Here is a 20012-nt window from a genome sequence, read left to right on the forward strand (position 1 = left end):
GGGTCAGTAGTGCAGCCGTGTCACATTATCCTCACGTCGTCCCAGCAGGCTCAACAGGCCTACCAATTGCGTAGCGGCGTCGGGGTCGGCATTGGCCGTGCCCTCGAAGCCCGCGTGGCGGCCCAGGGTGCCGTTGCCCTGCAGATGCAGCGGCCCGGCGAGCGTGGTCAGCTCCAGCCTGCCGCTGCCACCGGACCAGTCGATTTCGGCGCGGTAGCTGCCAATCGGGCGCAGGCGGCTGACAGCAAATGATACTTGGTCGAGCCGCAGGGTCAGGTGGCCCGTCATGCCGGCAGTGCCGGGCTCGCCAAAGAAGCGGCCTCGCAGCGCGGACCAGTCGATGCGCATCAGGCCGTCGGGGCGCAGCGTATTGAACGGCGCGCCGACGCCTTCGAGCAGCGAGGCGGGCAGGCGGATGGCGCCGGCCTGCGCGGTCCAGCCGAGCGGCGTGACCGCCACGCCAACCGGTCCGCTCATGGCCTGGGAGTGGGTCACCACCATGCGCAGCGTGCCGGTCAGCAACGGCCAGAATGCCACCGACCATTGCAGCCGGCCAGGCAGCACGGCGGCGGTCTCGCTGCCGGCGCCGGCCGACAGGGCCAGCGTGGCGCTGCCTTTCCAGATCGAACCATCGGCGTCGGCCAGCAGCACGCGGCGCTGGGTCCGGCTGGCGATGCTGTCGGCGATCCATGCCGCGGGAAATGCCGCCAGCACGGTCAGTGCAACCGTGACGCAGCCTAGCGCAAGCCAGCCCACGCGCCGCCAGCCGCGGGGGCCGCGGACAGCGCGGCGGGCCAGCCTGAGGGCTTCCAGCCGCGCCATCAGCCGCGCCCGCCCGGACTAGCGGTGGGACCTTGCAGCGTGGCGGTGACATTCACCATGGCGGTGGCGCCGACGTAGATGATGCGGGTATCGATCACCTTGAGCCGCTGCTGCTGGCGCACGTCCTCCAGCCAGCTCGCGACGGAGCCGAACGGCACCTTGTCGAGCTGGACCTGCACGCTGTTGTCGCCGGTGCCGGCCAGGCGGGTGGCCTTGAGGCCATGCTGGGCGAGGCTCTCCTGCAGCGCCTGATTCAGCGCCTCGCCGCGCAGCGATGGGGCCGGGCTGGCGGCCAGGCCGCGTGCTTCCTGCTCCAGCGTTTGCATCTCGGCCAGGTCGCTGCGCAACTGCGGCAGGCTGCGTTGCAGCTTGGCGCTGCCGTCGGCGGCTGGCTCCCACAGGACGCTATAGCCGATCACCAGCGCCAGCAGGGCGCCGCCGCCGGCCAGGATGGCCTGCTCACGCGGGTTGCGCGCCGACCAGAATGCGTCGAAACGCTCCTGCCATTGCTGCGGCAGGCGCGGGCGCAGGCGCGCCAGCCGCTCCGCGGCGCGCGCACGGCCGCCCGGGCTGCGCTTGGTGGCGCCAGGGCCGGGTTTCGATGCGGTGTCTTTCATCAGGTTCACTTGGCGCTCCACGCTCACAGGCTAGGCTTGATCGACCAGCGCGTGCCAGTCGGTGCGTTGCCGCGCGAAGCGTCGGGCGGGCTGTTGTCGGCTTCCATCGCCAGCCCGGACTGGCGCGCGGCGCTGCGCAGCGCGTCGGTGTCGGTGCCGGGCTTGAGCGTGGCGAACAGGGTACGCTCGCGGTACTCGAGCGCCAGCAGGGCGTCCGGCGCGAGACGTTTCGCGGCCTGGCCGAAGCGGTCGGCCAGCGGCAGGAAATCATCGGGCGTGCTGCGGCCACTGGCCAGGCGAAGCTGTTCGACCTGGCGCCGCATCTGCAGCGGCGGGTCGATCACCACCGGGATTTGCGGGAAGGCGCTGCGCAGTGTCTGTTCCTGCCCGGCCACCAGCCGTTGCTCTTCCTGGTGCAGCAGCAGCCAGTGGACATTCAGGCCGATCAGCTGGACCACCACCAGGCCGGCGGCCAGCGCCAGCGGCAGGCGCCAGGCCTTGAGGTTCCAGCGGTCGGCGCGGCCCTGGGCGAACTCGAACTGGGCCAGGTCGAGGGAGGGATCGCGCAGGCTGGCCTGCGCCCCTTCGATCCATACCTGCCAGTCAAGCGGATGCGCGCCCGGCGGCGCCACTTGCGCCAGGGCTTCCGGCGAGGCGTACCACTCGCCGGCCGGGGCGAGTTCCTGCCAGGTGCCCAGCGCATCGGCGCCGAGCAGCAGGCCGTAGCCCGCGTGCTCGCTGCTGCGCACGGTCAGTTGCCAGTTGCGCGAACGAACGGCTGGCGCGGATACGCCCTCCATTTCAAACAGAGAAGTCGCGGTGTTCAGGGTGGTGGCTTCGAGCGCCAGTGCTGCCTTGGCCGTGGTGTCCGCGGCATCCGCGGTGGGCGCGTCGGCAGTGGCGTCGGCAGCCGCGGTCACCGGCAGTGGCAGGCATAGCTGCGCCGGCAGCACATGGCGGCGGCGGTGGCGATGCTCGGCGAATGCGTCCAGCACGGCGCGCAGCCACGCGCGGTCGGTCACCATCAGCAAGCGCCGGCGCGAGCCGCTGGCGGCCTTGCCCGGCGGCGCGTCCAGGGCAGGGCCCACGGCGATATGGCAGGGCTGGGCGTCGGTGGCCAGCACGTCCTCGACCAGGTTCGGCAGGGCCAGCTTGAGGCGCGCCGGCGCCAGTGGCGGCACGCTGGCATCGGTGAGCAGGACGTCGCTGGCTGCCATGATCAGGACCAGGCGTTCCGCGGGTGGCAGTTCGGCGATGGGCGCATAACCTTCGCGCAACAGCTGGCCGGCCGCCTGGGGACCGGGCCGGCGGCCACGGTCGGCGATGGCCGAACGCACCAGGGCAAACCGCAGGGCACCAAAATGCCAGGGTTGCGGCTGGTCGTGCGGCCGATGCGGCAGGTGGACGTACAGGGTGGTGCTCAAGATTTCCTTGCTACTGCGCCAAAAACAGCGTCAATGATCGATGGCAGGGCTGGTGACCCCTGCAGCGGACCGCGCCGCACGCATGACAGGCGCCGGGCGTGACTGCCGGCGCTATGGTGCGCTATGGCGCAGGCGGGGTGCAAGTGCCCATGACTCCCCTTCCGCCGGGGGCCTGAGCATACCTTGCCTGTGTGACCAATTGGCGTCAACACGTATCTGTCTGTCTGCGTTGCCTAACGCTCGGAACGCGCGCGGGCAGGTGCCTCCGGGGCCGCTTGGACCCTTCGCCGCGTTACTGGCGGCGTACCCGTCTCAGCGCTGTTCGGGCATGCGATCGATATCGCGCACCCAGACCACCCGTGTGGTGTTGGCGTTGCCCAGCACATCGCCGCGATAGACCAGCGAGACCTGCATGCGGCTGGCGCGCTCGTGGCGGATCAGCCCGTAGATGAGGAAATAATGGGTGCGCACGTCGAGCGCGCTGCTGGCGGTGCTCAGGTCGGCCTGCGGTGCCAGCGTGCGCAGCTGCGTCTGCAAGTCGCCGAGATTGTTGAAGTAGGCCCGGTCGCGCTGGCGCACCAGTTCGCGGGCGCGGTCCAGCGGCAGCTTGTCGATCACGGCGGACAGTACTTCGGCGTCGGCGGTATTGGCATTGACCAGCGTGGGCTCAGGCAGCACGTCGACGAAAGACGCCAGCGTGGCCACGACCTCCGGCGTGTAGCCCGGGATGGCGAGCAGGTCGTTGACGTCATCGGGCGGGCGCTGTCCGCGCTGGCTGTCGCTGCTATTGCCATTGCTGCCTGCGGCAGCGCTCAGCAGGTAGCGCGCGGTTGGCTCGGCCAGCGACGCGTTCAGGCCCAGTGTCTGCAGCAGGCGGCGATAGGCCGCCAGGCTGGCGGTGTCGATGGTGAAGACCTGGCCTTGCGTTTCGCTGGCTGTCCATTGCACCAGGTTGGCGAGGTTGAAGCGGGCCTGGGCATCGACGATGCGGCCCGACAGGAAGGAGGTCTCGCCCTCCTGGTCGGTACGCAGCGCGGCGCCCAGGAAGTCCGACAGGCGGGTTTCGGCGATCGGAACCGCCCAGGGCTCGCCCAACTGGTCCACACTGGTGCGGCGCTGGTCGTCGCGCAGGATCAGGCGGGCCCAGTCGACGGCCGCGCGCTCGATCCAGCTTGCCTGGGCCAGCAGGCGCTGGTTCTCGATTGAGCGGATCTGTACCTGTTGGCGCCACAGCATGCCGGATACCACCACGACCGCCAGCGTCACCACCAGGAGCGCGGTCACCACGGCGGCGCCGCGCTGGCGGCGCGTTGCCAGCGCGAGGGGCGCGGGGCGGCGGGGGCGTGCCGGCCGCGCGGGCGGGAGAGGGCGGGGGCGCTTGCTCATAGGCCGGTCATGCAGATCTTCTGGAAGTGCCGCGGCGCGTCGCCGTCGCCCATGCGCGCCGTGAGGTTGAGCTCGATCGCGCGCACCACCGTGGTGGCCACGCCCACGCCGGCGCTCACGCCCGAGGCAGCGGCCGCGCTGGCGCCGGCACCCGCACCGGCGGCACTGGCACTGCCGCTGAGCAGGGCCGCGGCGATGCGGCCGTTCTCGGTCTGCCAGCCGCCGGGCTCGATCCACGCACGCGCCGACAGGCTGTCGGCGTCGCCGACGAGGGCCCGCGCCAGGTTGGCGCCGCCGTCGGCCTGGCGCAGCGAAACCATCGCGGCCTGCACCGCGTTGCGGTTGTCCACCGGCGGGCTGGCCGCCCGCACCACGGTATTGCCATTGAGCCGGTAGACCACCACCTGCCACTGCGCGGGGCGGCCTTCATCACGGCGGTCGCGCACCATCAGTACCTGGCCATTGCCAAGTTCGACCGGGCTGGCCTGCAACAGTGACGGGCTGGTCAGGTGCTCGCAGTCCGACTGGAACTGGCCGTACAGCAGCTTGAGCGTATTGAGGCGGTTGTCGTGGTCGGTCAGCCGTTCGCGGCTGCGCGTCATCGCATCCAGCGCGCGCCAGGCGATCACCGCGATGACCGCGAGCAGGGTGATGGCCACCAGCATTTCCAGCAGCGTGAAGCCGTGCGTGGCTAGCCGTCTAGAGCAGGTTGCGCGTTTCATTGGGGACGATGGTGACGAGCCAGGCCAGGCGCACGGATTTGTCGGCGCCGGACGGGTAGACCGCAATCTCGACGCGGCGGAAAGACGGGTTGGGCGTACCCGAGATGGTTTCCTCGCAATACAGCGCGACGCCGCCCTGCGGGCAGGCGTAGCCGCGCGTGCCGGGCTCCGGCCAGGTCTTGGACAGGCGCAGCGTGGCGAGGTGGTTTTCGGCGCTCCACTCGGCCAGCATGCGGGTCTGCAAGGCGGAGCCGGCCTCGATCATCGATCCCATCGCACGCATGGCGGCGGTCAGCGCCACGGCCAGGATGGTCAGGGCGACCAGTACCTCGATCAGCGTGAAGCCGCGCGCAGGCGAACTCCGGCGCTTGCGGAAAAGCGGGAAGGACGGCGATCGGCGCATCACGGCGTGCTGGCGAAGTAGCGGCCGGTTCCGTCGGCGGCCACGTCGATGCGGATATCGCCGCGCACCAGCACCACGTGCTGGGGGCCGTCGATCAGTTCCCGCCCGAACACCAGGCGCGCTCCGGTGCTGCTGCTGCCGCCTTCGGTCACTGCCACGCTGTCCAGCGGCAAGCGCCATTTGGTAGGCGCGAATACATCGGTCAGCGGGATCCAGCCGGCGGGCGTGGCTTGCAGGAAACGCCAGCCACCCGTATCGGCCTCCCAGGCGATCGGCCGGGCGCGCAACTGGGCTTCTTCCTGCGCCAGTTCAAACAGCCGCGCGACCCGCTGTCCGTCGTCGAGCACGCGGCCGCGCTCATTGGGCGAGGCGTTGACCGCCACCAGCGAGATCACGATGCCGGCGATCACCATCACCACCAGCAGCTCGAGCAAGGTGAAGCCCAGGCGGCCGCGATGGCCGTAAGGCCGCCGCGCCTGTGGCCAGGTGCCCATGGCTGCGCGCCCGGCCCGGATCATGGCGGTGCTTCCCTCATGGCGGTGCTTCCCTATTCCCAGTTGCCGATATCGGCGTCGTTGCCGGCACCACCGGGCTGGCCGTCGGCGCCGAAGCTGAACACGTCGATCTCGCCGCGCACGCCGGGGTTCAGGTACTGGTAGGGATGGCCCCAGGGATCCTTGGGCAGCTTCTCCAGGTAGCCGCCGCCTTTCCAGTTGTTCGGAACCGGCTCGATGGTGGGCTTGGCCACCAGCGCGGCAAGGCCTTGCTCGGTGGTGGGGTAGCGGCTGTTGTCGAGGCGGTAGAGCTTGAGCGCCTGCATGATCGAGGAGATGTCCTGGCGCGCGGCGACGATACGGGCTTCATCGGGGCGGCTCATGAGCTTCGGGACCACCAGCGCGGCCAGCACGCCGAGGATCACGATCACGACCATGATTTCGATCAGGGTAAAACCCCGGGCGCGACGACGGCCGAGGCGGGGGGAAGAGTCGGAAAAGTTGGCAACGAGCCTGCGCATCATGGTTAGCCTTATGGAATCTCTGGTGGAGCGCCTGCACCTGCTGTTCTTGTGCGTGGCGGCGATCCAGTTGTTCAGACAGTATAACCGCCCGTTCATGACGTCTTTGTGGGCGAGTGCCTGCATGTGCACATACACTAAAACGACGGAGGACACAGCGGACGGCGCCACTGCGCTGCGCCGGGATGACGTGGCGCGGGCCAGCTTGGCGCAGACATTTGCCATGCGGCTCTGGTAGGCTTGGTGTTTTCACGCCCAGCCTACTTCCGTGCAACTATCCCTGCGGCCCGCCCTTCGCTTCAACCCCTCCGCCCCGTGGCTGCCACGGCTGGCCGGGCTGGTGCTGTTCGTCGCGCTGTGCGCCCTCGCGACCCGCTGGGCGCTCACCTTCAGTGCAATGAAGACCATTCCCGTGCCGCGCGCCGCGCGCGTGGCGCAGACCGAGGCGGTGGAGACCGGCGCGGCCGGCACGCTGTTCGGCGGCAGCGCGCAGTCCGGTGTGCGCAATGTGCAGGTGATCGGGGTGGTAGCCGATATCGGCAGCGGTGCCGGCGCGGCCATCCTCTCGCTCGACGGTGGTCCTCCCAAGGCGGTACGCGCGGGCACGGCGCTGTCGTCGCAGATCCGGCTCGCGGAAGTCCGCGACCGTGCTGTTGTGATCGAACGCAACGGCGTACGCCAGGAAATTGCGCTGCCGGTGCCGGCCATCGTCACGCACGGGCCGGCAGGAAACGCGCAGCCGACGCCGCCCTCCGGTGCCGGGGCGCCGCTATCCACGCCGACGCAGGTGCCGGCCTTCGTCAGGCGCGGGCCGGCAGGACGCTCGCAGCCGGCGCCGCCCTCCGGTGCCGCCGCGCCGCCATCCACGCCGATGCCCGAGCCGGCCACGCCTGCTGCCACGCCTGCTGCCGCACCGCCGCCGCAATCCCAGCAGGGTGCCAGCGACAATGAGCCGGCTAGCCCTAAGGACTGACTTGTAACGGCGGCATGCCGACTTTTTTTACCGTTACTTTCAGTGGCTTACGCTGGCGCCGCCCAACTGTGACCTGCGTAACAACGTATTAGCTGGACCAACTTTCCGGCCAACCATGCGCTCTAATCCTTACCAGTCCACCGAGACGAAAAAGGAGCAAAGACATGCAAGGCAATCTCAAGACGGGCAACCTCAAGACGCGTTCGATCCGGAATTTCATGGCCGCTTCGGCGGTGTTCCTGGCGATCGGCGGCACGGCTTTCGCCCAGACCGCTGCCGCGCCAGCAGCGCCCGCACCCGGCATGGAAGGCGGCATGCACCATCATATGGGCGGCCGCGATGGCGGCATGTCGTGGTTCAAATCGGTTGATACCGATGGCGACGGGACGATCTCCAAAGCCGAAGCCGACGCGCTGTTCAACAAGATCGACACCAATCACGATGGCAAGATCGACAAGAACGAACTGGCCGCCTATCACAAGGCGATGTGGGAGCAGCGCCGGGCCGAGATGCAGGCTGAGTTCGAGGCGCGCTTCAAGGCAGCCGACAAGAATGGCGACGGCGCGTTGACCAAGGCGGAAATGCAAGCCGGCATGCCTGACCTGGCCAAGCACTTCGACCAGCTCGACACCAACCACGACGGCAAGGTGACGATGGACGAGATCCGCGCCGGCATGAAGAAGATGCATGACCAGCGGATGCAGCGCATGCCACGCAATAACCAGCCCAACCCGGCGGCACCTTCGGGCAGCGGCGGCTAAGTCAGCAACCACGGCGCATTGCGCCGTGTGCAAGGAAAAGGCGCGGCCCATCAGGCCGCGCCTTTTCCTTTGGGCTGGCGTTGGCACCATCCTTGCCTTCCCAACGGTCGGCCGGATGGGATCGGCGGACCAGCGATGCTCCTGCCGGTCCACGCGTTCAATTCGACCGGGCCGTGTTTGTCATCGAAGCGCCAAGTGCCCGGTTCCGGTGCGCGGAGGCAGCATCTTGCACCCGAGGGACGATCGCGCACGTCGATGCAGGCGGAGGTACGGCCGGGTCAGCCACAAAAAATTGCGTATTTGTGCCCGATTTGCTAAATTTGCGCAAAAAAATTGCCGACAAATATATTGCGGAGCAACAATATCGTGAGCAAGGTGGAACTGGACAAGATCGACAGGAAGATCCTGGAGGTGCTGCAGACCAACGGGAGGTTGACCAATCTGGAAGTGGCCGAGCGCGTGAACCTGTCGCCCAGCCCCTGCTTGCGGCGTATCCGCCGGCTGGAGGAGATCGGCGTGATCCGCCTGTACGCGGCGCTGCTGGAGCCCGGCAGGATCGGGCTGGGGCTGCTGGCCTATATCAATGTACGGCTGGAGAAGCACGGCGGGGCGCCCAAGGGCAAGGCGCCGCTGGACCTGTTCCGCGCCTCCATCGCCATCTGGCCGGAGGTGGCCGCCTGCCACGCCATGACGGGGGAGATGGATCTGCTGCTCAAGGTCTACGTGGAAGACATGGAGCACTTCGCCCGCTTCATGAAGGACGAACTGCTGGCCCATCCCGCCGTGATCGACGTGCGCTCGAGTTTTGCGCTCGAATGCATCAAGGACACCACTGCCCTGCCGGTGCCGGGCGGCTGACGCATGCCGCGGTTGCCGGGCCCCAATGAAAATTGGCGCGCCGGGCGGGCGCGCCATCTGAAATTTGAACCTTGCCGGTTGGTACCGCAGGTGCGGCGCGACTTAAGCGGTGCGCTTTTGCGGCAGCATCGACCGCCAGAAGCGCAGGCCGAAACGGCGCGCATCGCGCAGATTGCGACGCATCATGTAGTCGAGGTCGGCCACCTGCTCGTCAAGCGCCTCGGTCAGGCGGCTGATCGTATCGGCGGGCGGCAGTTCCAGGTAGGCGTCGGCCTCGCCGTAGGCGTACTGGACCTTCATGCCGGCCTTCTTGGCGATATGCATCATGGCCGCATTGCGGGACAGGCAGTGCATGTACAGGGTGCGCACATTGCTGTTGCGGCCGTGCATGGCGGCACGCTCGAACAGCGCGCTGCCGATGCCGCGGCCGCGGGCGCTTTGCGATACCGATACGCCGAACTCGGCCACGCGACCCTGGGCGTTGTCGCGCAGGTTGGCAAAGTGACCCACGCCAATCAGCTCCAGGTGTTCGTCGTAGACGCCAAACACGGTGTCGTGGTCGAAATCGATGCTGTCGACATAGGCTTCGATGACATGGTTACCGACAGACTGGCCAAAACGGAGCAGGCGATCCTCCTCGCCCAGGGCGAGGAAATGCTTGAGCAGGCGCGAGCGGTGATGCGCTGCCAGCTCGCGCACCAGGGTGGTGGGGCGATGCGAGGCCTGCGCGGCTGCGGCTGCACGGCGGATATCTTCGTCGGATACGGCCCCGACGGCCTTGCTCAGTTCGAGCGGATTCACTTTGTTTTCCCTTGCGACGTATTCACGTATAAAAATAGCAATCAGCGGGTGTTCGCCCATGCACTTTCGGCAGGTTCCGCCAGGGCCAAGGGCAAACACTATCTTGCTGCAGTGCAAAAAGTATTGTAGAGGAATTGTCAGTCTCGCGTAAGGCTGACGCCGGGCGAAGCTTGTACGATTTTGTAAATTTCATACAAATTCATGTAAATCAATGGGTTATGGTGATGCCCGGCGAGTGATTCCGGCTTGCTGTTGTGGCTATGCTGCAACGCAGCATCCACTTTTGCCCTGCCGTCGAGCGCTCCCGAGGCCTGGAACTGGCGCGTCAGGCTGGGTTGTCCGCATCAATTAGTGACTCATGCGGCCTTGTAGCTGCATGGCCATCGTTTCGCCGCACGTTTTTCAGGATTTTTTGTGGATCCCAAGGCAGAGCCTCCGATTCTCGTCATCTACGCCCATCCCAGGCCGCATCTGTCGCGCGTCAATCGTCCCCTGGCGACAGCGCTGGAAGCCATGCCGGACGTCACCGTGCATGACCTCTACACCAGCTACACCGACTACGACATCGATGTGGTTGCGGAGCAGCGCGCGCTGGCGCGGGCCGGTACCCTGGTGCTGCAGTTCCCGGTGCAGTGGTATAGCGTGCCGGCCCTGCTCAAGCTGTGGCTGGACGACGTCCTGGAGAGCGGCTGGGCCTTTGGCCCGGGAGGCACGGCGTTGCGGGGCAAGTCCTTCCTGGTGCTGGCCAGCACCGGCGGCCATGCCGACTCGTATGGCGCCGACGGCGCGCATGGCCACGGCATCGAGGAGTACATGCTGCCTCTGGAGCAGACCGCCATGCTGTGCGGCATGTGCTGGCTGCCGCCACTGATTCTGCATGAGGCCAACCAGGTGGATGGCCAGGCGCTGTCCGATCATATCGGCCGGGTGTCCAGCCTGCTGGGCGGCGCCGCGCGCGTCGCCGCAAGCTGAGGAGCCCGCCATGGATCAGCACGATTTCCTGGTGGCGCTGGTGGTCTTCCTGATCGCCGCCGTGGTGGCGGTGCCGGTGGCGCGCCGGTTCGGCCTTGGCGCCGTGCTTGGTTACCTGCTGGCGGGCGTCGCGATCGGTCCGTGGGCGCTGCGGCTGGTCACCAATGTCGAATCCATCCTGCATTTCTCCGAGTTCGGCGTGGTGCTGATGATGTTCGTGATCGGCCTGGAGCTGGAGCCCAGGAAGCTGTGGGAGCTGCGCCGGGTCATCTTTGGCTATGGCGGCGCCCAGATGGCAACCTGCGCCATCCTGGTCGGTGGCGTCGCGGCGCTGGTCGGCGCGCCTTGGCAGGTGGCGCTGGTGGCGGGCCTGGGGCTGGCGCTGTCGTCCACCGCGATCGCGCTGGCCACGCTGGCCGAGCGCAACCTGTTCGGTACCCCAGCGGGCTCGGCCAGTTTCGGCATCCTGCTGTTCCAGGACATCGCCGCGATCCCGATGATCGCGCTGTTGCCGCTGCTCGCGGCGGGCGGTGCCGAGGCTGGCGCAGCCGGGACGTCCGGCGCGTCCGGATGGCTAGGGGCGGCCAAGGCGGTCGGGGTGATCGGCGCCGTGGTGGTGGGCGGGCGCTATCTGGTTCGTCCCGCGCTGCGCTTCATCGCGCGCACTGATATGCGCGAAATGTTCACCGCCTTCGCGCTGCTGCTGGTGGTGGGCATCGCGCTGATGATGGACGCGGTGGGACTGTCGATGGCGCTGGGCACCTTCCTGGCCGGCGTGCTGCTGGCGGACTCCGAATATCGCCACGCACTGGAGGTCGACCTGGAGCCGTTCAAGGGTTTGCTGCTGGGCCTGTTCTTCATGGCGGTCGGCATGTCGATCGATTTCGGCGTGCTGATGCAGGCGCCGGGACAGGTGGCGGCCCTGGTAATTGGCGTCGTGCTGTTCAAGACGGTGGTGCTGGCCCTGCTGGCGCCGCGCTTCGGCATTGCGCGCGGCCAGTGGCTGCTGTTCGCGCTGCTGATCTCGCAGGGCGGAGAATTCGCCTTCGTGGTGTTTGGCGTGGCGGGAGGCGCGGGCCTGCTGCCGGAGCGTACCGAGGCGCTGCTGGTGCTGGTGGTGGCGCTGTCGATGGTGGCCACGCCGCTGCTCCTGCTTGCCTACGACCGGCTGGTGGCACCGCACCTGGCCCGGCTGGCGCGCCGTCCGGACGACGTGATCGGGCCGCAGGACAACCCAGTGCTGATTGCCGGCTTCGGCCGCTTTGGCCAGATCATCGGCCGCTTGCTCTATGCCCAGGGGCTTGGCGTGACCGTGCTGGACCACGATCCCGACCAGATCGAGTTCCTGCGCCAATACGGCTTCAAGGTCTTCTACGGCGACGCCACCCGCATGGACCTGCTCGAATCCGCCGGCGCACAACGGGCGCGCATCCTTGTGGTGGCCATCGACGGGATGGAAGACAGCCTGGCGCTGATCGACAATGTGCGCGCGCGCTTCCCGCACCTGCAGATCTATGCGCGGGCGCGCCATGTGTCGCACATCTATCTGCTCAAGGACCGCGGGGTGAACCTGTTCGAGCGCGAGCTCTTCGAAGGATCGCTGATGCTGGGACGCCGCGTGCTGGAAGGGCTGGGCTACGATCCCACGCAGGCGCGCTCGGTCGCCCTCAAGTTCCGCCGCCACAATATCAAGGCGATCGAGCGCTTCTACCCGCATTACACCGATCAGAAAAAGCTGGTCTCGCTGGCGCGCCAGGCACGCGACGAACTGGAGGAAATGTTCCGGCAGGATCGTGACCAGCGCCGCCGCAAGGAGGAGGAAGACTGGTCCTGAGGCAACTGGGCGTCGCCCGGGCGCCTGTTTCTATCCGTGTGCCTTACGTGGCGCTTCCAAACTGCCTGGGCGGCGCTGCGGCGGCATGCGTGCCCGGCAATCCGCCCGCCAGCAGGTCGATCACCATCTCGGCAAACTCCGCGTACGACAGCTTGCCGCCCGGCTTGAGCCAGGTGAAGGTCCAGTTGATCATGCCGAACACCGTCATCGTCAGCGCCGCCTGGTTGTCGCGGTTGACGCGCTCCGGGTAGGCCCGGCGCAGCTGGCGCGAGAAGGCGGCTACCACGTCGCGCTCGCGCTTGAGGATCTGGTCGCGCTGCTCCTCGGCGAGGAACTTGACGTCGTTGATCAGGGCGACGTGCCGGGTCTGCGAGGTTTCGTACTCGGCCAGGAAGGCCCGGATCAGGTTGGCAAAGCTTTCCTGCTCGCTGCGCCCCTGGCGCTCCGCCTCGGCTTCGACTTCGGTCACGATCAGCATCAGCCGGCGCGTGTAGCGGTCGAGCAGGTCGAACAGGATCGCTTCCTTGCTCTCATAGTAGTGATAGAGCCGGGCCTTGGAGGTGCCGCAGGCAGCGGCCAGGTCGGCCATCGAGGTGCTGGGGTAGCTGCTGGAGGCAAAAGCGGCGGCGGCCAGGTCCAGAATCTGCTCGCGCTGCGCCTCGAAATCGGGTGCCTTGGTACGGGCCATGGAGACGTTTGCTTTTTCTTTTATTCGCCACCGGCAGACAGGTTGCGGCGCAGCTCGCAGGTCTGCAGCGACTCGGCATTGCCGCGCAGCACAAGCTGGCCGGCACCGATCAGTTCGCGGCAGCGCCAGAATACAAACCAGTCGCTGGCCAGCAGGCCCTCGATGGCACCCATCACGCCGCCCACCACTTGGGCAGCCGGCGCCCATTCCAGCGGTGCGCGCTCCAGAATCACTTCATCGACCGTGTGGTAAGCCGCGGGCACCAGCGTGTTGCCCTTCCACAGGCGCACGTCGGCGTTTTCCTTGACGTTCTGTTGCCACTCGTAGCCCAGGCGGCCCAGCCGCAGCACGGAGACCGGTGCAATGGTGGAGAAGCGCCGCGCCAGGCGAGCCGCGGGATACATGCCGATGGCGGCCAGGTTGCCGCGCGCAGGGACTTCCAGCTCGCGCAGGTCCATCGCCACTTCATTGATGCGCTGGGGCGACTGGTAGAGGTGGAACACCACCCGGCGCAGCATCAGCTGGTCGGATGCGCTCTGGCCATGCCAGATGGCGACTTCCTGCTCGTCCTTGCACAGCTTGTGCAACTGGTCGAGCGCCTGGTGCATTTCGGCAGCGAAATCGATGTCGCTATAGGGCGCCACGCGCTGCCAGAAACCGGAGCGGATGAGTCCGCTGCTGTCGACGTCAGCAATCGGCCCGACCGCGAGGTCGTCCCGAAGCACGACGACCGGGTCGGGCCGGGCGGCCTGGGCGAGGGCTTGCTGTAGCGTGTTGCCCGCTACGTCGCCATTGACGACATGGATGTATTGCATGGCCGTGATTGTATATGGATGCGACCTGCCTCAGGCACGAAACGCAAGGGCTGTGCCGGATCGGTCGTGCGCTGGCCCGCGCTGCGTCCCTGCCGCGTGCGCTTGGGTGCGCTTGCATCATCGTCGCGTGCGAGAGCGGTAGTAGCGCGCTTCCTTGACGGGCTTGACCGCGATCGCGGCGAGTCCGGTATCGCTGCTGGCTTGCAGGCGGGGCGGCACGGTCGGCCCATGAATTGGGGCGGGTGTTTTCGCCGGTCTGGAAATCACCGGCCGCTCTCCTGTCTATATAGACAGGGACAGGCGCTTCTCGTACCCGAAAAGCGCGTTTGCAGTACCTGGGCGGAACTTGATCCCGGGCAAGGCAAGGCGCCTGGCCAATGTGAGTCATGGAGCATAGCGGGCCGGTTAGCCGGTTAGCCGCGTTTCCGCATCGGGCCGGTCCGATATCAGTCCATGCGACCTTGAGCAAGGAGGCAATCATGCAACGTGCTCGTCGCCACCGATCCTCGCTGCTGGCACTACTGGCGCTACTGGTGCTACTGGTTCTGATTTCGATCCTGGCGCCGCTGGCTGCTGCCAGCAGTGATTTCAACGCGGTGCGCCAGGCATTCGCGCAGCAGGTGCCGCGTCACCTGAATTTGCCGGCCGCCACTGCGACGCGGTATGCCGGCCTGCTGGCATCTGCGCTGCAGGCCGACGGGCGGGATGCCGAGGCCGGCGACTGGGTGGTGCTGGTCGACCGCAATCCTCGTATCCAGGCTGCCATGCTGTTCGCGCGCGCCGGCGACGGCGCCTCCTGGCAATGGGTAGGCGCGGCGCCCACCTCGACTGGCAGGCCAGGCACGTTCGATCACTTCATCACGCCTGTCGGTGTATTCGACCATAGCCTGGAGAACATGGATTTTCGCGCCGAGGGTACCTACAACGAGAATGGGATTCGRGGCTACGGCGCGCGTGGCATGCGCGTCTATGACTTTGGCTGGGTCGATGCCGAGCGCGGATGGGGCAAGCGCGGCGAGAGCCAGATGCGGCTGCAGATGCATGCTACCGATCCCGACCGGCTGGAATCGCGCCTCGGGCATCCCGCGTCCAAGGGCTGCGTGCGCATACCGGCTGCGATGAATCGCCTGATCGACCGGTTCGGGCTCATCGATGCCGACTATGACGCGGCCGTCGGGCGCGGCGATTCGCTCTGGGTCCTGACGCAAGACCGCACGCCGGTGGCACGGCCCGGGCGCTATCTGGTGATCGTCGACTCCAGTGCGCGGCATGCGTCGGCTCAGTGATGCCGGCTCGGGTACGGTTTTGGGTACGGATGGCAGGTGCTGGCCTTGCATGCGGTCGACGGGGGCCAGACAGGATTCGATGTCGCCCACTCGCCCACTACGACCCGACGCCAGTTACTGCGCGCCCGCGTGGCCAGGCGACGGAAGGCCGGGTTCAGCCGGCGAAACGGATATGCCCGCTGCGCAACAGGATCTCGCGCGCCTGGGTTAGCTCGAACAACCCTTCGGCAATACGCTCGATGCGCTGCCGATGACTGGTGAACGCCCGTACCAGATCTTCCTCGCGCGGGGACCGGGCGCCGAAATGCGTCTCGAGCGCCTCTGCCGTGATCGAATAGAGAGTGGGCTTACCGTCGACGGTAGCCGGGCAGGACAGGGTCAGACTGGCCGCGCAGTAGGTGGGGACGCTGCTGGGAAAGGAAATTTCGGGCATGGCGTGCCTCACATCGGTCACTGAGGGATGCCACCATTCTAGGTGATCATGCCGATTCGTGAGGCCGCAGAGCCCGGAGCCTGATTGCAGTCAACCCGGCTGGGCCGGATGCTCGTCGTCACGGCTTGTTTGCCCGCCGGCCAAGCCAGGCAAGGCAAGTCCAGATTGACCCTAGGATACGCAATGTTGCATTGCAATATTGCGCTGTGGAATCGGTATTTCACGCCGGGCTTGTGCGATCTGGTTCGCCCGTGATGCGCATCCGGAACGGAATAGGTGCTCCGGCTGAAGACAATTGCCATCCAGGCGGCGACGCACTGCAGCAAGGGCTAACCGCGGTTACCGGCAAATCGAGGGCAAAAAAAACCCGCGCAGTTTCGTGCGCGGGCTGGAATCCACCGAGGTGGTGGAGGAGACAGGCTCTACTATATACGGTTTGTTGCGACGCAGCAAGCGAAGCATGGGGTAAACGTGTCTGGGCTCACAAACATGTTGCTTCTAAGCAACGGAATAGTGACATAATAGGCCTGCAAGCCCGCTTTATTGCCTTTTTGCTCTCTTTTCATTGAGGGTTTGAGGATATGTCGTCGGTCTAATGGCTGCGCCGTGTTCCCATTTCAGCGGAAAAACAGGTACGCAATGCCTACTGCTGCACACAGTCCGACGAGGTCGGCGAACAGGGCGCAAGCGAGCGCATGCCGTGTATTGCGGATATTGACGCTGCCGAAGTACACCGCCAGCACATAGAAGGTGGTTTCCGTCGAGCCCTGGATGATGGCGGCCAGCTTGCCCTGGAAGGAATCGACCCCGTAGGTGGTCATGACGTCGATCATCAGGCCGCGGGCGCCCGCCCCTGACAGGATCTTCATCAGTCCCACCGGCAGGGCCGGGACGAACGCGGTGTCCAGTCCCAACGCGCCAAAGGCGGCGGTCAGGCCTTTCATCAGAACGTCCATGCACCCGGTCACCCGGAACAGCCCGATCGCCACCAGGATCGCTACCAGGTATGGAATGATCTGTACCGCCACGCCAAAGCCTTCCTTGGCGCCGTCGACGAATGCCTCGTAGACATTGATGCCCCGTACCGCGCCGCAAACCAGGAAGACCACGATCAGTGTCAGGATAAAGCCACTGCCGGCGAGCGCGGTGGCGTTACTTACTTGTTCCGGCGGCGCATGTCGCAGCCACAGGAATAGCCCGCCGACGGCCGTTGCCAGTAGCCCGAGGGCGGCCAGCACGGCGGGCTTGAGCAAGTTGAGCCGTTGCGTCCAGGCCACTGCCAGCAGCCCCGCCACACAAGAGACACAGGTGGCGAGCAATGTGGGCAGGAAGATGTCGGCGGCATTGAATCCGGTCAGGCCTTGCTTGACGGCGATCGCCTGCCGCATGGCGATCACCGAGGTAGGGATCAACGTCAGCCCGGCCGTGTTCAGCACGATGAACATGATCTGCGCGTTGCTGGCCGTGTCAGCGCGCGGATTGAGCGACTGCAATTCGCGCATGGCGTTGAGCCCGAGCGGAGTCGCAGCATTGTCCAGCCCAAGCATATTGGCCGACACATTCATCATCATCGCGCCCTGGGCCGGGTGACCCTGCGGAACGCCGGGGAAGAAGTGGCGCAGCAGCGGATTGACCGCGCGCGCGAAAGCGTCGACTACGCCTGCGCGCTCGCCGATACGCATGATGCCCAGCCACAGGCTCATGACACCAGCCAGGCCAAGCGAAATCTCGAAAGCGGTGCGCGCATTGTCGAACAGGCTCGCCAGCATCGCTGGGAACACAGCGGTATCGCCCGCCACCAGGCGGATGCAGGCTACGGCGAAGGCAAGCAGGAAGAAAGAGAGCCAGACCAGGTTCAGAACCATGGGCGAATCAGAGACGGGGGTTTGGGAGGAGTGGATCCCTCGCATCATAGCCTGCCGGGCCCGGCGCCCGAGTTGAGCCACCGCGCGGCGTGGGGCGATGAGGGTGCAGGTGCGTCCCGTTGCGCAAAAACGTTGATGGGCCGGTATACAATGTGGACATTGCCACTGCGGCTGCCTTCCCCGTGAACGTTCCGGAATGGCGTCGCGGCCCTTGACCCCTTTGACAACCGTCCGTGACGGACTGCCTGCGCGCCTCAGCCGGGACGGTGTCTTGCTGACCCAAGCCAGAATCTATGTCCGACGCCCCTGGTACCGAACACGCTCTTCCTGGTTCGGATTCCGCCGGCGCCAGCCTTGGCGCCCAGCATTCCCCTTTGTTTGCCCTGGTTACCGATACGTTGCGCGAGCGCATCCTCGGTGGGCAATATAGCCAGGGCGAGCGCCTGGTCGAGAACAAGCTTTCTACCGAACTGGGCGTCTCGCGCATCCCTGTGCGGGAAGCGCTGCGTGCGCTGGCGGCCGAGGGCCTGGTGCGCATCGAGCCGCGGCGCGGGGCCTCGGTAGCGACGTTGTCGCCGAATATCGCCAAGGAAATGGTCGAAGTACGCGCCACGCTGGAGGGCCTTAACGCCAAGCTGGCTGCTCAGCGCCGTGATCCAGCCCTGGTTGCCGAACTCAACGAAGTCCTGCGCCAGGGCACTGAAGCTGCAGCCAGCGGTCGCTCCGACCGCTTCGTCGAGTTGAACTCCCACTTCCATGAGGTGCTGGGCAATATCGCGGCCAATAGTGTGCTGCAGGATATGGTGCGTACATTGAGGGAGCGAACTGGCCTGCTGTTCGCGCCGGCGAATGTCGTGCGCGCCCGGCAAAACTGGGAAGAACACGCCCAGATTCTGCAGGCCGTCATTGCCGGCGATGCCGACCTGGCGGCGTTGCTGGCGACTCGTCATGTCTATAGCGCGGCAAAGGCAGCGGAAGAGATGGCCGCTGGCGAAACCGGCGGCCTCGAGGGTGCCGCCAAACGTGCGGGCGGCATCGCGGGTGCCGGCTAGGGTTTTTGCGCGATAGGCCGCCACGGCCAGAACAAGGTCCTCCGTATTTTGTATACGAGATTGGCCGATTTGGTGCTGTTGTCGTTCCGCCGGAGCCGGACGCCAGCCACTCCTTGATTCCAAATGGTAAAGCAGGATGCGCACTGCCCCGGAATGGGGCGGCCCCGTCCCCGTTATGACGCACCGCACCAATATTTGGTATACTGTCAACCCTGATGAACCACAATAGGGATTGACCATGGACTACCCGACGCCCTCCTATTTCCGGCAGTCGGTTGGCAAGCAGTTGCTGGCCCACTATGCGCAGCGCGATGCTGTGCGTCACTGCACGCCACTCTTGCCTATCCGATGGCCTGGCCTGCGATCGCTCTTCCGCCGCCAGTACGCGCGCGACCATAAGGTGGTCTGAGCACATCACTGCGGCCTTGGGCCGTTCTAAGCTAATTCGGCTCCCCGCGCCTCCAGCAGCCCACGCAAGATAGAGCGGTGGCAGCGCTCCTCATGCTCGCAGTAGCAACCCAGCGAGAAATTCGTTTGCCGTGACATGGCGGCAAGCAGGTCCAGCGTACGGCTTGCCTCGGGGCGAGCCATCTCCGCGCGGAACTGACGCTCGAATGCCCGCCAGGCCTTGTCGCTCCCTTCCCCTTGGATGGCAAGGGCTTCCGAGACCAGCTCGGCTGACGGCGACAAGTTCGGAAACCATACATCGTAGAAGTCCCGTGTAGCGAACTCGGCTTTCGGCACGCCCCGTGGCGGCCTGCGCACGGTGCCGATACGAATGCCTTCGTCAGGCAACCTGGGCGAGCCCAGCCTCACTATGCGGATGGTCATGCCAATCTCCTCCTAGTTCTATAGCTATATGTATATATTGCCTTGACCATGCGGTTGCTGACCAGGAGTGCCGTCAGAGTCTCGTGGGGGGGGCGCTCTGCAGTCGCATATTTGTGCTTCATCGCATGCTTTTGGCTCGACACAGAAATCACTTCAGAAAACCCTTGCCAGGACCGAATGGGTCCCTTATAGTTCGCCCCCTCGCAACACGAACACCGGGCGGCAACGCAGACGGGGCAAGGGTTGCGGGGGTTGGCAGGGGGGTTGGCGGCGCGGCAGGCGCGGCGAACGGAAGTCAAAAAACCTGTTGACGAAACGCGGATTGCGCTTCATAATCTCGTTTCTCTGCTGCGGACAACGCAGCGACGCGGTAAGCAAAGCGAACCGGGTGAAGTTCTTTAACAAACAAACAACCGATAAGTGTGGGCGCTTGATAGCGGATGCGGAAGGCTTC

Annotated in this window: 24 protein-coding genes; 9 read left to right on the forward strand and 15 right to left on the reverse strand. The window is 66.1% G+C overall.

What is annotated here, in order from left to right; translation table 11 throughout:
• Positions 1–3 precede the first annotated feature (3 nt).
• The 8 genes from AC1DQ3_RS23355 to gspG all read right to left on the reverse strand — a co-directional run bounded on the left by AC1DQ3_RS23355 (position 4) and on the right by gspG (position 6389).
• Complete coding sequence (locus tag AC1DQ3_RS23355; protein WP_477122529.1) at positions 4–822, reverse strand: type II secretion system protein N; 819 nt, start codon at positions 820–822, stop codon at positions 4–6.
• Positions 822–1439: a type II secretion system protein M gene (locus tag AC1DQ3_RS23360; RefSeq protein WP_477122555.1), complete on the reverse strand. Its 618-nt coding sequence runs from the start codon at positions 1437–1439 to the stop codon at positions 822–824. Before AC1DQ3_RS23360 ends, AC1DQ3_RS23355 begins: the two co-directional genes overlap by 1 nt.
• Positions 1440–1462: 23 nt before the next feature.
• Positions 1463–2863, reverse strand: coding sequence for a type II secretion system protein GspL (gene gspL, locus AC1DQ3_RS23365; RefSeq protein WP_477122530.1), 1401 nt, complete (start codon positions 2861–2863; stop codon positions 1463–1465).
• A 312-nt stretch (positions 2864–3175) separates the two neighbouring features.
• A complete protein-coding gene (gspK, locus tag AC1DQ3_RS23370; RefSeq protein ID WP_477122531.1) occupies positions 3176–4249 on the reverse strand; it encodes a type II secretion system minor pseudopilin GspK in 1074 nt (357 codons plus the stop codon).
• Positions 4246–4971 carry a PulJ/GspJ family protein gene (locus tag AC1DQ3_RS23375; RefSeq protein ID WP_477122532.1) on the reverse strand — a complete coding sequence of 242 codons (726 nt, stop codon included), beginning with the start codon at positions 4969–4971 and terminating at the stop codon, positions 4246–4248. Before AC1DQ3_RS23375 ends, gspK begins: the two co-directional genes overlap by 4 nt.
• On the reverse strand, positions 4949–5374 hold the full coding sequence (gspI, locus tag AC1DQ3_RS23380) for a type II secretion system minor pseudopilin GspI (RefSeq protein WP_477122533.1): 426 nt from the start codon (positions 5372–5374) through the stop codon (positions 4949–4951). The genes AC1DQ3_RS23375 and gspI overlap by 23 nt, the downstream gene beginning before the upstream one ends.
• Entirely contained in the window at positions 5374–5868 is a 495-nt protein-coding gene (locus AC1DQ3_RS23385) for a GspH/FimT family pseudopilin (RefSeq protein WP_477122534.1), read from the reverse strand. Before AC1DQ3_RS23385 ends, gspI begins: the two co-directional genes overlap by 1 nt.
• 53 nt (positions 5869–5921) lie before the next feature.
• Positions 5922–6389: a type II secretion system major pseudopilin GspG gene (gspG, locus tag AC1DQ3_RS23390; protein ID WP_477122556.1), complete on the reverse strand. Its 468-nt coding sequence runs from the start codon at positions 6387–6389 to the stop codon at positions 5922–5924.
• Positions 6390–6402: 13 nt separating this feature from the next.
• Between gspG and AC1DQ3_RS23395 the strand changes: the two genes are divergently transcribed.
• The 4 genes from AC1DQ3_RS23395 to AC1DQ3_RS23410 all read left to right on the forward strand — a co-directional run bounded on the left by AC1DQ3_RS23395 (position 6403) and on the right by AC1DQ3_RS23410 (position 8981).
• Positions 6403–6627: a hypothetical protein gene (locus tag AC1DQ3_RS23395; protein WP_477122535.1), complete on the forward strand. Its 225-nt coding sequence runs from the start codon at positions 6403–6405 to the stop codon at positions 6625–6627.
• A gap of 30 nt (positions 6628–6657) precedes the next feature.
• On the forward strand, positions 6658–7362 hold the full coding sequence (locus AC1DQ3_RS23400) for a hypothetical protein (RefSeq protein WP_477122536.1): 705 nt from the start codon (positions 6658–6660) through the stop codon (positions 7360–7362).
• A 164-nt stretch (positions 7363–7526) separates the two neighbouring features.
• Positions 7527–8123 (forward strand): EF-hand domain-containing protein, encoded by a 597-nt coding sequence (locus AC1DQ3_RS23405; RefSeq protein WP_477122537.1) that lies wholly within the window; start codon positions 7527–7529, stop codon positions 8121–8123.
• 366 nt (positions 8124–8489) lie between these two features.
• A complete protein-coding gene (locus tag AC1DQ3_RS23410) occupies positions 8490–8981 on the forward strand; it encodes an Lrp/AsnC family transcriptional regulator (protein WP_477122538.1) in 492 nt (163 codons plus the stop codon).
• 102 nt (positions 8982–9083) lie between these two features.
• On the opposite strand, the gene AC1DQ3_RS23415 is transcribed toward AC1DQ3_RS23410, so the two are convergent.
• On the reverse strand, positions 9084–9782 hold the full coding sequence (locus tag AC1DQ3_RS23415) for an N-acetyltransferase family protein (protein ID WP_477122539.1): 699 nt from the start codon (positions 9780–9782) through the stop codon (positions 9084–9086).
• Positions 9783–10196: 414 nt separating this feature from the next.
• On the opposite strand from AC1DQ3_RS23415, the gene kefF reads away from it, so the two are divergent.
• Positions 10197–10754 (forward strand): glutathione-regulated potassium-efflux system oxidoreductase KefF, encoded by a 558-nt coding sequence (gene kefF / locus AC1DQ3_RS23420; protein WP_477122540.1) that lies wholly within the window; start codon positions 10197–10199, stop codon positions 10752–10754.
• A gap of 10 nt (positions 10755–10764) precedes the next feature.
• The gene (kefC, locus tag AC1DQ3_RS23425) at positions 10765–12588 is read left to right on the forward strand and encodes a glutathione-regulated potassium-efflux system protein KefC (protein WP_477122541.1); all 1824 of its coding nucleotides are present in this window, start codon (positions 10765–10767) and stop codon (positions 12586–12588) included.
• Positions 12589–12631: 43 nt separating this feature from the next.
• Here kefC and AC1DQ3_RS23430 read toward each other — a convergent pair whose 3' ends face one another.
• The 3 genes from AC1DQ3_RS23430 to AC1DQ3_RS23440 all read right to left on the reverse strand — a co-directional run bounded on the left by AC1DQ3_RS23430 (position 12632) and on the right by AC1DQ3_RS23440 (position 14358).
• Entirely contained in the window at positions 12632–13276 is a 645-nt protein-coding gene (locus tag AC1DQ3_RS23430) for a TetR/AcrR family transcriptional regulator (protein WP_477122542.1), read from the reverse strand.
• 20 nt (positions 13277–13296) lie between these two features.
• On the reverse strand, positions 13297–14091 hold the full coding sequence (locus tag AC1DQ3_RS23435; RefSeq protein ID WP_477122543.1) for a DUF1835 domain-containing protein: 795 nt from the start codon (positions 14089–14091) through the stop codon (positions 13297–13299).
• Positions 14092–14208: 117 nt separating this feature from the next.
• Positions 14209–14358: a hypothetical protein gene (locus AC1DQ3_RS23440; protein ID WP_477122544.1), complete on the reverse strand. Its 150-nt coding sequence runs from the start codon at positions 14356–14358 to the stop codon at positions 14209–14211.
• 212 nt (positions 14359–14570) lie between these two features.
• Between AC1DQ3_RS23440 and AC1DQ3_RS23445 the strand changes: the two genes are divergently transcribed.
• On the forward strand, positions 14571–15377 hold the full coding sequence (locus AC1DQ3_RS23445) for a L,D-transpeptidase (protein ID WP_477122545.1): 807 nt from the start codon (positions 14571–14573) through the stop codon (positions 15375–15377).
• 154 nt (positions 15378–15531) lie between these two features.
• On the opposite strand, the gene AC1DQ3_RS23450 is transcribed toward AC1DQ3_RS23445, so the two are convergent.
• Both AC1DQ3_RS23450 and AC1DQ3_RS23455 read right to left on the reverse strand, forming a co-directional pair.
• On the reverse strand, positions 15532–15810 hold the full coding sequence (locus AC1DQ3_RS23450) for a DUF1488 family protein (RefSeq protein WP_477122546.1): 279 nt from the start codon (positions 15808–15810) through the stop codon (positions 15532–15534).
• A gap of 617 nt (positions 15811–16427) precedes the next feature.
• Positions 16428–17675, reverse strand: coding sequence for a nucleoside recognition domain-containing protein (locus tag AC1DQ3_RS23455; RefSeq protein WP_477122547.1), 1248 nt, complete (start codon positions 17673–17675; stop codon positions 16428–16430).
• Between the two features lie 293 nt (positions 17676–17968).
• Here AC1DQ3_RS23455 and AC1DQ3_RS23460 point away from each other — a divergent pair, with 293 nt between their 5' ends.
• The gene (locus AC1DQ3_RS23460; protein WP_477122548.1) at positions 17969–18727 is read left to right on the forward strand and encodes a GntR family transcriptional regulator; all 759 of its coding nucleotides are present in this window, start codon (positions 17969–17971) and stop codon (positions 18725–18727) included.
• A gap of 238 nt (positions 18728–18965) precedes the next feature.
• Positions 18966–19136, forward strand: a complete 171-nt coding sequence (locus AC1DQ3_RS23465; protein ID WP_477122549.1) for a hypothetical protein — start codon at positions 18966–18968, stop codon at positions 19134–19136.
• Positions 19137–19162: 26 nt separating this feature from the next.
• On the opposite strand, the gene AC1DQ3_RS23470 is transcribed toward AC1DQ3_RS23465, so the two are convergent.
• Positions 19163–19558, reverse strand: a complete 396-nt coding sequence (locus AC1DQ3_RS23470; RefSeq protein WP_477122550.1) for a DUF488 domain-containing protein — start codon at positions 19556–19558, stop codon at positions 19163–19165.
• Positions 19559–20012 lie beyond the last annotated feature (454 nt).

The organism is Cupriavidus sp. 01T418, from assembly GCF_056398885.1.